The organism is Janibacter sp. YB324 (genome assembly GCF_014217915.1).
GTDB classification, from domain to species: Bacteria; Actinomycetota; Actinomycetes; order Actinomycetales; family Dermatophilaceae; genus Janibacter; species Janibacter indicus.
In genome coordinates, this window is record NZ_CP060120.1 from 2,281,516 (window position 1) to 2,293,935 (window position 12,420).

Consider the following 12,420-nt stretch of genomic DNA (forward strand, 5'->3'; position numbering starts at 1 on the left):
TGAACGGTGTTCGAATCCGGTCCCGAACCGTGCCATGATCGGCGCCGAACCCCGACCGAGAGGCCCACCGTGTCCACCCAGCGCTCCACCGGCCGTGACCTGGCGCAGGTCGCCGTCTTCGCCGGCATCATCGCCGTCCTCGGGCTGGTCCCGGCGATCGCCCCCTTCGGCAATGCCGTCCCGATCACCGCTCAGTCGCTGGGCATCATGCTCGCCGGCGCGATCCTCGGTGCCCGCCGCGGCGTCCTGGCCGTCCTCGTCCTGCTCGCCCTCGTCGCGCTCGGCCTGCCGCTGCTCGCCGGCGGCCGCGGCGGCCTGGGCGTCTTCGCCGGGCCGAGCGTCGGCTACCTGATCGGCTGGCCGATCGCGGCCTGGGCGATCGGGGCGATGACCCAGGCGATGGGCACGCCCTACCGCACCGCGGTCGGCATCGGGATCAACGTCCTCGGCGGCGTCCTCCTGCTCAACCTCCTCGGCGTCATCGGCATGGTCCTGCGCGCGGACCTGTCCGTGAGCGCCGCACTCGTCGCCGCGGCCCCCTTCGTCCCGGGTGACCTCGCCAAGGCCGTCATCGCCGCCGTCGTCGCGAAGGGGGTGCACGCGGCCTACCCGGGTCTGATCCGCGCCCGGCGCACGGCCCGCGAGGATGCCCTCGTCTGAGGTCAACGTCCTGGCGGCGGCGGACCCGGTCGCGGCCTTCGTCGAGGCCGAGAGGCAGGGGCGGCTCGTCGCCCTGCCGACCTCAGGCACCTCCGGTCGCCCGCGGACCGTCGTGCGGACGACGGCGTCGTGGACCGACTCCTTCGGGGCGGTCGCCGAGCTCACCGGCACCACCGCCGCGAGCCGGGTGTGGGTGCCCGGCCCGGTCACGGCGACGATGAACCTCTTCGCCACCGTCCACGCCCGCTGGGCCGGCGCGCGCCTCGCCCCGGGCCTCGCCGAGGCGACCCATGCGCACCTGACGCCGACCTCCCTTCGTCGGCTGCTGGCGGACGGGGCCGACCTCGCCGGCCGCAGCCTCGTCGTCGCCGGTGACCGCGTCGACGAGGCGACCGCCGCCGCGGTGGCGGCCGCGGGTGGGCGGCTGCACCACTACTACGGGGCGGCGGAGCTGTCCTTCGTCGCGTGGGGCGAGCACGCGGGCGACCTGCGGCCCTTCCCCGGCGTCGACGTGCAGGCGCGCGACGGCGAGCTGTGGGTCCGCTCCCCCTATGTCAGCGCCGGCTACCTCGAGCCGAGCCACGACCTGCGGGGCGAAGGGGGCTGGGTCACCGTCGGCGACCGCGGCGAGGTCGTCGACGGTCGCGTGATCGTCCACGGGCGCGCCGGCGGGATCACGACGGCCGGCGCGACCGTGCGGGTCGCCGACATCGAGGGCGTGCTGCGTCCTCTGGCGCGCGGTGACGTGGTCGTCGTCGGGCTGCCGCACCCCGACCTCGGTGAGGTCGTCGCCGCAGCCGTGACCGATGCTGGTGACGTGCAGCGCCTCACCTCCCTCGCCCGCGAGCAGCTCGCTCCCGCCCAGCGGCCGCGCCGCTGGCTGCACCTGCCCGCACTCCCCCGCACCCGGCACGACAAGGTCGACCGCGATGCCGTCCGCGAGGCCCTGGCGGCTGACCGATGAGTGCCCCAGTGATCGTCGCCGCGGCCCGCTCGGCCATCGGCACCGCCGGGCGCTCCCTCGCCGGGGTCACCGCCGACCAGCTCGCCGGACCCGTGCTCGCCGCGACCCTCGACCGCTCCGGCCTGGCACCGGAGGACGTCAGCGACGTCGTGCTCGGCAACTGCATGGGCCCCGGCGGTGACGTGGCCCGCTCCGCGTCGCTGGCGGCCGGGCTGCCCGTCACCGTCCCCGCGCTCACCGTCGACCGGCAGTGCGCGAGCGGTCTGGCCGCGATCGACGTCGCCGTCTCGCTCGTGCGCGGCGGCGCGAGCGCCGTGCTCGCCGGCGGCGTGGAGTCGGTGAGCACGGCCCCGTGGCGGCACTGGCCACCCGTCGACGGTGCCGACCCGGTGCGCTACGAGCGGGCCCCCTTCGCCCCGGCGGGGTGGGACGACCCCGAGATGGGCGTGGCCAACGACCTGCTCGCGCACGAGGCCGGCGTCACCCGCGAGCGCCAGGACGAGTACGCGGCCCGGTCGCACGCGCGGGCTGTGGCCGCGCGGGAGGCGGGGGCCTTCGACGCGGAAGTCGTCGCCGTCGCCGGCGTGACCCGCGACGACCGGCCCAAGGCGACGCTCACGGTCGACAAGCTGGCGCGGCTGCGACCGGCCTTCCGCGACGAAGGGAGCGTGACCGCCGGCAACTCCTGCGGCATCAGCGACGGCGCCGCCGTCGTCGCGGTCGTCGACGCGGCGACCCACGAACGGCTGGGCGTGCCCGGGCTGCGCATCCTCGCCACAGCGACGGCCGGCGTCGAGCCGAGCCGCCCCGGCCGCGGGCTCGTCCCCGCGACCCGGATCGCCCTGCAGCGCAGCGGGATCGGGCTCGACGACCTCGACGCCATCGAGATCAACGAGGCCTTCGCCGGGCAGGTCCTGGCGTGCTGCGACGAGCTGGGGGTCGACCCCCTTCGCGTGTGTGCCGAGGGTGGGGCGCTGGCACTGGGTCACCCATGGGGAGCCTCCGGGGCCGTGCTCGTCGTGCGGCTCTTCCACCAGCTGGTGGGCTCTTCGCTCCCTGAGGTGCGACGGAGGAGCCTCGAAGGGCGACTGGGCCTCGCGGCGATCGCCGCCGGCGGCGGGCAGGGAGTGGCGATGGTGGTGCAGGCATGCTGATCGACGTGCGCGACGTGACGCACGGCTTCGACGGCGGCGCGCCGGTGCTGCGCGACGTGACCGTGCAGCTGACCGAGCAGCGGGTCGGCGTCATCGGGGCCAACGGGTCCGGCAAGTCGACCTTCGCCCGGATGCTCAACGGGCTCGTCGTGCCCGAGCAGGGCACGGTGACGCTCGACGGTCTCGACACGGCGCGCCAGGGCAAGGAGGTGCGGCGACGGGTCGGCTTCTGCTTCACCGACCCCGACGCGCAGATCGTCATGCCGACCGTCGCCGAGGACGTCGCCTTCAGCCTGCGACGAAGGGGGCTGACCCGCACCGAGGTCGACGCCCGGGTCGAGGCGGCCCTGGCCGCCCACGGTCTCGCCGGTCGCGGCGACCACCCGGCGCACCTGCTGAGCGGCGGGCAGAAGCAGCTGCTCGCCCTGGCGGCCGTGCTCGTCACCGAGCCCGACCTGCTCGTCATGGACGAGCCGACGACGCTGCTCGACATCCGCAACGCGCGGCGGGTCGCCGAGGTCGTGCGGGGTCTGCCCCAGCAGGTCGTCCTCGTGACCCACCACCTCGACCTGCTCGCGGACTTCGACCGGGTGCTCGTCTTCGACCGCAGCCGCCTCGTGCACGACGGCACGCCCGCCGACGCGATCGCCCACTACCTCCGGCTCATGGACGACGACCGGTGATCGGGCTCTACCGCGAGGGCGACTCTCTCCTGCATCGGCTGCCGGCCGGGGCGAAGCTCCTCGCGCTCCTGCTCGTGGGCGTGGCCTCCCCCTTCGTCCGCTCGCCGCTGGTCACCGGCGGTGCGCTGCTCGTCGTGCTGGCCGGCTACGCCGTGGCCCGGATGCCCGTGCGGGTGCTGCTGCAGATGCTGCGGCCGCTGCTGCTCGTCATGGTGCCGCTGGCGATCTTCCAAACCGTCGTGGCGGGGTGGCAGCGAGCCGTCGTCATCGTCGGGGTGCTCGTCGCGCTCGTGCTGCTCGCCAACCTCGTGACGCTGACGACCCGCACCACCGACCTCATCGACGTCGTCGTGCGGGTGTGCGGCCCGCTGCGGCGGGTCGGGGTCAACCCCGAGCGGGTGGGCCTGATGCTCCAGCTGGCGATCCGCGCCGTGCCCCAGGTCATCGACCTGGGGCGGCGGGTGCGCGAGGCCCAGCACGCGCGGGGTCTCGCCGCCAGCCCACGCGCCTTCGCCGTGCCGCTCATCGTCGGCGCCCTGCGGCGGGCGGATGCGATGGGTGATGCCCTCGCGGCGCGGGGCCTCGACGACTGACCCTGTGGACAACTCTCGGCGGCGCTGACCCGGATCGACCTACGGTGCCGTCATGCAGCTGCGGATGACGATCATCGACACCGGCAGCGGGGGGCCCGAGACGATCGACGTGCGCGCCGAGGCGCACCACACGCTCGGCGACCTGCTCGCCGCGACCGGGCACGCCCCCGCGACCGCCACCGTCCGCGGCGAGGCCCTCGCGCCCGATGCTCCGCTCGGGTTGCCGCCCCTCCTCGACGGGGCCGAGCTCATCGTCGGCGCCACGGATACCGCTGCGACAGAGGCGAGCCGGGCCCCCCTTCGCCTGGTGTCGCTGAGCGGACCCGACGCCGGACGCACCTTGGAGCTCACGCCCGGTCGGCACACCATCGGCCGTGGCGATGCCGCGACGATGCGGGTCGCCGACGACGCCCTCTCCCGCGAGCACGTCGAGCTCACCGTCGACCGCGACGGCGTCCACGTCCGCGACCTCGGCACGACCAACGGCACCACCGTCGACGAGGCGCCGCTGCCCACCGACGGCGCCCGCGTCCGCTCCGGCAGCCGGGTGATCGCCGGGCACACGACCTTCGCCGTCGAGGCCCACCGCCAGCGACCCGCCAGGCGCACCCCGAGCGGCGACGGGACCCTCGCGGTCAACCCCACGCCCCACCTGCCCCAGCCGACGGCACCCGCGACCATCCGGCTCCCACCCGAGCCGACCGCATCGGCCCGCCGCCGCATCCCCTGGCTCATGGTGCTGCTGCCGCTGCCCTTCGCCGGGCTGCTCGCGCTGTTCTTCGGGCCGCGGATGCTGCTCTTCGGCCTGCTCTCACCGCTGCTCGTCCTCGGCTCCACCCTGTCCGACCGCACGACCTCGCGACGCGAGCACCGTGAGGCCCACGCCCAGTGGGTCCGCGACCGGGCCGCCACGGGTGAGCGGCTCGCCGCCGCGCTGCGCGCCGAACGACGCCACCGCCTGCGGTCGGCACCCGACGCGTCGGCGCTGCTCGATGCGGCCCGTGGGGACTCGGCACGCCTGTGGGAGAGGCGTCCCCAGCACGACGAGCACCTGTGCCTGCGGCTCGGCCTCGGCGCCCTGCCCGCAATGATCGAGGTCGAGCACCGGGCCGGTGCCCGCGAGCACCCCGTGCTCGACGACGTCCCCCTGTCCGTCGACCTCGCCGAGGTCGGCGTGCTCGGCATCGCCGGCCGGCCGGCCACCCGCGACCGGCTCGCTCGGCACCTGCTCGGCCAGCTCACCGCGCTCCACTCGCACCACGACGTGCAGGTGAGCGTCGTCGGGGACGACGACGGGTGGTGGTCCCCCTTCGCCGGGCTGGTCCACCTGCGGGCCCACGACGACGTGCCCGAGTCGGCGCGCATCGCCACCGACCGCGAGTCCGGGGCCGCGCTGCTCGCCGGCCTGGCCCGTCTCGCCGCCGAACGGGCCACCACCGCGCCCGAGCGGCGCCGCGAGGGCGACCCGCTGCCGGTGGCCCACGTCGTCGTGGTCGACGGTGTCGGGGACCGGCGCACCGACCCAGGTCTGCGCACGATCATGAGCGAAGGGGGTCCCGCCCGCGTCCTCGTCATCGCCCTCGCCGACACCCCCGACCAGCTGCCGCACGAGGCCAGGGCCGTCGCCGCCCTCGACGGCGACCGGGTACGGCTGCTCGTCGCCGGCCAGGAGGCGGCGAGCGGTGTCGTCGACGGCACGGGTGACGCGTGGGCGCGACGCCTCGCCGCGGCCCTGACCCCCCTGCGTGACGCCACCCCCGACGCGCGGGGCGGGGCCCTGCCCGGCGCCGCGCGGCTCGTCGACCTGCTCGACCGCTCTCCTGACGACGCCGACGCCGTCGTCGGGCGCTGGCGAGGTGAGCGGGGCGTAGACCTCGAGGTCACCGTCGGGGCGGCGGGCGAGGGGGACTTCCGCATCGACCTGCGCCGCGACGGGCCGCACGCTCTCGTCGCCGGCACGACCGGGTCGGGCAAGTCCGAGTTCCTCCAGAGCTGGGTCGCCTCCCTCGCGGCGCACCTGTCGCCGCAGGAGATGACCTTCGTCCTCGTCGACTACAAGGGCGGCGCGGCCTTCGCCGAGTGCGCTCGGCTGCCGCACACAGTCGGCATGCTCACCGACCTCGACCCCGCCGCGGCCGAACGCGCCCTGACCAGCCTCGACGCCGAGCTGACCCGCCGCGAGCACGTCCTCGCCGCGTCGGGGGCCAAGGACATCGACGACCACCGGGGCGACCCGCTGCCCCGGCTGATGATCGTCATCGACGAGTTCCGCATGCTCGCCGAGGAGCAGCCCGACGTCATGGCCCACCTCATGCGCATCGCCGCCGTGGGCCGCTCGCTCGGCGTGCACCTCGTGCTCGCGACCCAGCGCCCCGGCGGCATCGTCTCGGCGGACATCAAGGCCAACGTCAACCTGCGCATCGCGCTGCGCGTGCGCGACCGCGCCGACAGCGACGACGTCATCGGCTGCCCCGACGCGGCCGAGATCCCCGAGACTGCCCCCGGCCGGGCCCTGGCGAGCACCGGTGGTGGTCCGCCGCGCGCCTTCCAGACTGGCCGGGTCGCCGGGCACGCCGCCGGTGTCGGCGGGGCGCTGCTCGTGCGCCGCCCCGACGAGGCCTGGCCCGCGCCGCCCGTCGTCGACGACCTCGGGCCGACCGACCTGCAGCGCCTCGCCCGCACGATGACCCGGGTGGCGCAGTCGCTGGCCATCCCGGCGCCCCACCGACCCTGGCTGCCGCCGCTGCCGGAGACCATCGAGGCGGCGCGGCTGCCCGACGACGAGGTGACGGGGGCTCCCTTCGGCCTCGTGGACCTGCCGGCGCAGCAGCGCCAGTCACGGCTGGAGTGGGCGACCACCGACGGTCACTGGATGCTCGTCGGCTGTCCCGGCTCAGGTCGGACCACGGCCCTCGCCTCGCTCGTCACCGCCGCCGCGCACCGGTGGTCGGCCGACCGGCTGCAGGTGCAGGTCGTCGGTGACGGGTCTGCGCGGTTGGCCGGGCTGTCCGCCCTGCCGCACGTCGGGAGCATCGTCGACGGGGAGGCAGCGACGGTCGTGGGGCGCTTCCTCGAGCGTCTCGAGTCCGACCTCTCGACGCGGCGGGCGGCGCTGCGGGCCAGTGGTCACCCGACCCTCGACGCATGGTGGGCCACCCACGAGGGCGAAGGGGGTCCGCCGCCCCCGCCGCACCTGCTCCTGGCGATCGACGGCTGGGGCCGGGTGACGCGGCCGCGGGGCTCGCTCGACCTCGGCGAGACGGCCGAGTCTCTCGAGACGCTCATGCGCGACGGCGTCGCTCTCGGGCTGCGCGTCGTCGTCGCAGGTGGCCGCGAGCTGCTGTCGGGCCGGGTCTCCTCCCTCGTCGGCACCCGCCTCGTGCTGCACCTGAGCGACCGGGGCGATGCCGCCCTGGCCGGGCTCACCCGCACCGAGGTCTCGGACCGGCTCGTCCCCGGGCGGGCTCGGCTCCAGCCGGGCGGCGACCTCGCGCAGGTGGCGCTGCCGTCACTTGCCCCCTCTGGAGGGGGCGAAGCGACCATGCCGCCGTGGGTCGTCGAGGAGCTCCCCGGGTCGGTGCCGCTCGACGTGCTGCCCGCAGCGGCGCGGGAGCGGATCCCGCTGGGGCTCGGCGGTTCCGGTCGCGACCCGGTGGTGTGGCGGGCGGACGGCGCGCGGCGGTTCCTCGTCTGCGGACCGCCGCGCAGTGGTCGGTCGACGGCCCTATCGCTGCTCGCCCGTCAGGTGGCCGCTTCCGGGCAGCCGCTCGTCGTCGTCGGGTCGGGGGCGATCGCCGACGGACTCGACTGCCCAGTCCTCGGCGCGGACGACCGGGACGAGCTGATCGCCCTGCGCCAGAGGCACCCCGACCTCGCGGTCATCGCCGACGACCTCGACCGGCTCGAGGGTGCCGCCGTCGCCGACGTGCTCAAGGAGATCCTGCGTCGTCTCGACGCCGACCGCGGGCTGGTCATCGGCGCGACGGCCACCCAGACGGCCGTCGGCCAGGTGCGCGGGCTGGTCTCCGACCTCGCGCGCACCCGCACCGGCCTGCTCCTCCAGCCGTCGGCCCGGTCAGACGGCGACGCGCTCGGCCTGCGGGTCCCGCCCCTGCCGCGCGTGGCCGGTCGGGGATACCTCGTCGTCGACGGGGCAGCGGATGAGGTGCAGGTCGCCCTCCCGCGGGTCGAGGTGCCCACGACCGGATAGACGGTCGGAGATACCTCAACCCACTCAACCGGAGACCGGCAGACTCACTCCAGCCGCGGCGTGCGCGGGGGCTCGGTGCGCCGCTGACCCGTCGCCTCGAAGGCCGCGGCGATCGTCAGCAGGCGGTTGTCGTCCCAGCCGCGCCCGGCGAAGGTCAGCCCGATCGGCATGCCGATGTCGCTCATCGTGCCCATCGGCACCGTGACCGTCGGGATGCCGAGGTGGCGCGGGACGAGATTGCCGTTGGCCACCCACACGCCGTTGCGCCACGCGAGGTCGGCCGACTCCTCACGCACATCCGCATCGGCCGGCCCGACGTCGGCCACCGCCGGGAAGATCACCGCGTCGAGCCCCAGGTCGTCCATCCACGCCTCGAGGTCGACGCGGCGCGTCTCCTCCAGGCCACGCAGACCCCCTTCGAGCAGGGGCAGGGTCGTGACGTCCTCGACGACCCCTGCCTGCCGCGCCCGGGCGACGTAGTCAGCGAGGTCGAAGTCGAGCTCGCCGTAGCGGTCGGGCAGCGCGCCCTCGGGGTGCGGGACTATCCGCGAGCCGTCGACATCGGCGAGCCGGTGCAGCGCGGGGTCGCCGTTGGCCCGCAGGAAGGTCTCCCACCCCCACATCGACTGCTCCCAGATCTCCTCCTCGAGATAGCCCTCCGGGAGCAGGCCGCGCGTCGCGATCGTCGGCGCACCGGCACGATCACCGTCGTAGTTGGACACCACGGGGAAGTCGGTCTCGACGACCTCCGCCCCCGCCGCCTCGAGGTCCGCTCGCGCCGCCGCGAAGAGCTCCATGGAGCTCGGCCGCGGCACGATCCGCTCGCCGATCGGCCCGCCGAAGCCGACGCCCGTGCCCGCCTCCTCGTCGGTGCCGAGGTACATCCGCGGCACGCCGAGCCGCAGCCCGCGCAGCGGCGCCGCGCCGTCCGCGGCGAGCGCCGGGTAGGACCCCGGCCGCACCTGCGAGGCCGCGGGCACCTCGATCCACGGCTGGGTGCGCCACAGGTCACCCGTGATGTCCGGGTCGTCGGCGACGACCACGTCGAGCACCTCGAGCAGGTCGGCCATCGTGCGCGCGTGCGGCACGACGACGTCCATCGACGGCACGAGCGGCCAGTTGCCCCGCACCGAGATCACGCCCCGCGAGGGCGTGTAGGCGCACAGCGCGTTGTTGCTCGCCGGTGCCCGCCCGGAGGACCAGGTTTCCTCCCCCAGGCCGAAGGCCGCGAAGCTCGCCGCCGTCGCCGTGCCCGAGCCGTTGGAGCTGCCGGAGCCGAAGGCCGCGGTGAGGAAGTCGCCGTTGTAGGGGCTCTCGGCCCGGCCGTAGACCCCGCGCTGCATGCCGCCGTTGGCCATCGGCGGCATGTTGGTCAGGCCGATGAGCACCGCACCGGCCCCGCGCAGCCGCTCGATGGTGAAGGCATCGCGCTGCGCGACGAGGTCGGCGAAGGCCGGCGACCCGCTGGCACAGGTGAGCCCCGTCGCAAGATACGAGTCCTTGGCCGTGTAGGGGATGCCGTCGAGCGGGCCGAGGGTCTCCCCCTTCGCCCGGCGGGCATCGCTGGCGCGGGCATCGTCGAGGGCCGCGGGGTTGGGCACGACGACGGCGTTGAGCCGTGGGCCGGCGGAGTCGTAGGCCTCGATGCGGGCCAGGTAGGCGCGGACCAGCTCCTCGCTCGTCGTCTCCCCCGACTCCAGCGCAGCACGAAGGGAGGCGATGCTCGCCTCGACGACGTCGATGCCCATCAGGCCACCCCGTCCGGCAGGTCCGGTGAGGGTGACAGGAGCGCGGCCACCACTCCGGCCAGGGCCACCACGGCCAGCCCCAGCCCGATCCACAGGCCAGAGCTCTGCACGAGGGTCCAGGCGGCCGGCAGCAGCAGGACGTTCCACACGAGAGTCGGGGTGCGCGGCCACCGGGCCCCCTTCGCCCACGCGCCGGCGAGGGCCAGGAGCAGGATCGCGAAGATGATCGCCACGACCATCGACATCGACGCCGTGCTCGGGTCCTCGGCCCGCCCGTCGGCCAGCTCGAGGCCGTAGAGGCCGGCCGTGACCAGCAGGAGGAGTGCCTCGACGGCGCTCACCGCCGCGGCGGCAAGGGCGGGTGGTGTGAGGTGCGAAGGGGGATTGCTCGGGGTCACGACCAGCAGCGTAGGTGACCCTTCGTGACTCATCACACGACGCGGCGGAACAAAGCCGTCGTCCCAGACTGTTGGCATACGGAGCAGTAGCGTGAACAATGATGTGTGTTTTGGGTCGTGGACGCCCCGGCGGCTCGACCTCCACGTCGGCCTCGGCCAGCGACACACAGCGTGCACGACCTCCCCGACGACAAGGAGCACCACCCCCATGGATTGGCGCGACCGCGCAGCCTGTCTCGACGAAGACCCCGAGCTCTTCTTCCCCATCGGCAACACCGGCCCCGCGATCGCCCAGATCGAGGAGGCCAAGAAGGTCTGCCGACGGTGCGAGGTCGTCGACACCTGCCTCAAGTGGGCCATCGAGTCCGGCCAGGACGCCGGCGTCTGGGGTGGCCTCTCCGAGGACGAGCGCCGCGCGCTCAAGCGTCGCAAGGCCCGCGCCCGCCGCGCCGGCTGAGACCTCGTCCCACCTGACCGCCGTCTCCGAGCACCTGCTCGGGGGCGGTTTCGTCGTGTCCCGGCGGGTGCCGGTCAGCCGTCGACCGGCCGCAGCCGAGCGCTGAAGCGCACCCGGGTCCCCCGCGGCTCCGCGTCGTCCCAGCGGATCTGACCGCCGAGGTCATGGATCATCGAGGTGACGATCCGGGTGCCCAGCCCCGCCTTGCTCGGGCGGAAGCCCGTCGGCAGGCCCGCCCCGTCGTCGACGACGGTCACCCGCAGGATGTCGACGTCGTCCTCGGTGCTGCGCTCGGCCTCGACCGAGACCGTCCCGCCCTCGGGCACCCCGTGCTCCACGGCGTTCTGGATCAGCTCGCTGAGGATCAACCCGACGGCCGTGGCGTCCTCGGCCCGCATCATCCCGAAGGACCCTGCGAAGCGGGAGTCGATCGCCCCCGTCGTGCGCGCCACCTCGACGATCGCGCGCAGACCGCGCACCGCGACGTCGTCGAAGTCCAGTGCCTCGGCGAAGCCGGTGCTCAGCGCCTCGTAGATCATGGCGATCACCCCGACCCGACGGACCGCCTCGTCCAGGGCCGTGCGAGCGACCCTGTCGGGCACCCGTCGCGACTGCATCCGCAGCAGGGCGGCGACGGTCTGCAGGTTGTTCTTGACCCGGTGGTGGATCTCGCGGATCGTCTGGTCCTTGGTCATCAGCTCGTCGCCGCGCCGCCGCAGCTCGGAGACGTCGCGCGCGAGGACGATCGCGCCGTGCCGCTCGCGGCCGTGCATGAGCGGCACCGCCCGCAGCGCGAGCGCAGCGCCGTTGGCGGCGAGGTCGGAGCGCCACGCGGCCCGACCCATGGCGACGAGGGCCAGGCCCTCGTCGAGCTGCCCCGGCTGCCCGGCGACACCGCTGATCACCTGGAGCAGCACCTCGCCCTCGATCGGGCCCTGGTGACCAAGCTTGCGGATCGCGCTGAGCGCATTGGGCGAGGCGTAGTCCACGACACCCGCGACGTCGAGCCGCATGACGCCGTCACCGACGCGGGGTGCGCCCCGGCGGGCGCCGCTCGGTGACCCGGTCGTCGGCCAGCTGCCCTCGGCGACCATGAGGAAGAGCTCGTCGCTCATGTGGCCGTAGCTCTCCTCGAGGCGCGTCTGCGGCCGACCGCTGTCGAGCTGGTCGTGCACGCTGAGCACGCCGATCATGCGACCGGCGCGACGCACCGGGCGAGCCCGCTCGTGGAGCAGGTCCTGCCCGCGCTCGCGCACGTGCTCGCTCTGCCCGTCGCGCACCGCCCGGCTCACGAGGTCCCCGAAGACCGCCGCCTCACCCTGGCCGACGATGTCCTCGACGAAGACCATCGGCCCGGTCATGGGGCGGGTGTGCGCGGCGGCGACCCAGCCCCCTTCGCGCGGCAGCCAGAGGACGAGGTCGCTGAAGCTCAGGTCGGCGAGCAGGTGCCAGTCCTCGACGAGCAGGTGGAGCCACTCGGTGTCGGCCGCCTCGAGGCCGGGGGTGGTCCGCAGGAAGTCCGACAGTGTCCGCACGTCACGATCCTAGTGACG

10 protein-coding genes are annotated in these 12,420 nt (G+C 74.7%); 7 read left to right on the top strand and 3 right to left on the bottom strand.

Going from position 1 to position 12,420, the window contains the following annotated elements; all coding sequences use genetic code 11:
- Window positions 1-69: 69 nt before the first annotated feature.
- From H7A72_RS11195 to H7A72_RS11220, 6 genes are read left to right on the top strand one after another with little or no spacing between them, the layout of a single operon-like run.
- Window positions 70-660: a biotin transporter BioY gene (locus H7A72_RS11195; protein ID WP_185220567.1), complete on the top strand. Its 591-nt coding sequence runs from the start codon at window positions 70-72 to the stop codon at window positions 658-660.
- A complete protein-coding gene (locus tag H7A72_RS11200) occupies window positions 647-1,624 on the top strand; it encodes an AMP-binding protein (RefSeq protein WP_185220568.1) in 978 nt (325 codons plus the stop codon). Before H7A72_RS11195 ends, H7A72_RS11200 begins: the two co-directional genes overlap by 14 nt.
- Window positions 1,621-2,778 (top strand): thiolase family protein, encoded by a 1,158-nt coding sequence (locus tag H7A72_RS11205; protein WP_185220569.1) that lies wholly within the window; start codon window positions 1,621-1,623, stop codon window positions 2,776-2,778. Before H7A72_RS11200 ends, H7A72_RS11205 begins: the two co-directional genes overlap by 4 nt.
- Complete coding sequence (locus tag H7A72_RS11210; protein WP_185220570.1) at window positions 2,772-3,461, top strand: energy-coupling factor ABC transporter ATP-binding protein; 690 nt, start codon at window positions 2,772-2,774, stop codon at window positions 3,459-3,461. The genes H7A72_RS11205 and H7A72_RS11210 overlap by 7 nt, the downstream gene beginning before the upstream one ends.
- Complete coding sequence (locus H7A72_RS11215; RefSeq protein WP_185220571.1) at window positions 3,458-4,054, top strand: energy-coupling factor transporter transmembrane protein EcfT; 597 nt, start codon at window positions 3,458-3,460, stop codon at window positions 4,052-4,054. The genes H7A72_RS11210 and H7A72_RS11215 overlap by 4 nt, the downstream gene beginning before the upstream one ends.
- A 52-nt stretch (window positions 4,055-4,106) precedes the next feature.
- Window positions 4,107-8,264: an FtsK/SpoIIIE domain-containing protein gene (locus H7A72_RS11220; protein WP_185220572.1), complete on the top strand. Its 4,158-nt coding sequence runs from the start codon at window positions 4,107-4,109 to the stop codon at window positions 8,262-8,264.
- A gap of 44 nt (window positions 8,265-8,308) precedes the next feature.
- Here the strand turns inward: H7A72_RS11220 and H7A72_RS11225 are convergent, their stop codons facing one another.
- Window positions 8,309-10,012 (bottom strand): amidase, encoded by a 1,704-nt coding sequence (locus H7A72_RS11225; protein ID WP_185220573.1) that lies wholly within the window; start codon window positions 10,010-10,012, stop codon window positions 8,309-8,311.
- Window positions 10,012-10,410, bottom strand: coding sequence for a hypothetical protein (locus tag H7A72_RS11230; protein WP_143445465.1), 399 nt, complete (start codon window positions 10,408-10,410; stop codon window positions 10,012-10,014). The genes H7A72_RS11225 and H7A72_RS11230 overlap by 1 nt, the downstream gene beginning before the upstream one ends.
- A gap of 208 nt (window positions 10,411-10,618) precedes the next feature.
- On the opposite strand from H7A72_RS11230, the gene H7A72_RS11235 reads away from it, so the two are divergent.
- Window positions 10,619-10,867, top strand: a complete 249-nt coding sequence (locus H7A72_RS11235) for a WhiB family transcriptional regulator (RefSeq protein ID WP_007925026.1) — start codon at window positions 10,619-10,621, stop codon at window positions 10,865-10,867.
- Window positions 10,868-10,941: 74 nt separating this feature from the next.
- On the opposite strand, the gene H7A72_RS11240 is transcribed toward H7A72_RS11235, so the two are convergent.
- Complete coding sequence (locus tag H7A72_RS11240) at window positions 10,942-12,402, bottom strand: sensor histidine kinase (protein WP_185220574.1); 1,461 nt, start codon at window positions 12,400-12,402, stop codon at window positions 10,942-10,944.
- Between the last annotated feature and the right edge of the window lie 18 nt (window positions 12,403-12,420).

Excerpts from the sequence above, each read along its gene's own strand:
- H7A72_RS11200 (WP_185220568.1), top strand. The coding sequence starts at position 647 with ATGCCCTCGTCTGAGGTCAACGTCCTGGCGGCGGCGGACCCGGTCGCG.
- H7A72_RS11205 (WP_185220569.1), top strand. The coding sequence starts at position 1,621 with ATGAGTGCCCCAGTGATCGTCGCCGCGGCCCGCTCGGCCATCGGCACC.
- H7A72_RS11210 (WP_185220570.1), top strand. The coding sequence starts at position 2,772 with ATGCTGATCGACGTGCGCGACGTGACGCACGGCTTCGACGGCGGCGCG.
- H7A72_RS11220 (WP_185220572.1), top strand. The coding sequence starts at position 4,107 with ATGCAGCTGCGGATGACGATCATCGACACCGGCAGCGGGGGGCCCGAG.
- H7A72_RS11225 (WP_185220573.1), bottom strand. The coding sequence starts at position 10,012 with ATGGGCATCGACGTCGTCGAGGCGAGCATCGCCTCCCTTCGTGCTGCG.
- H7A72_RS11235 (WP_007925026.1), top strand. The coding sequence starts at position 10,619 with ATGGATTGGCGCGACCGCGCAGCCTGTCTCGACGAAGACCCCGAGCTC.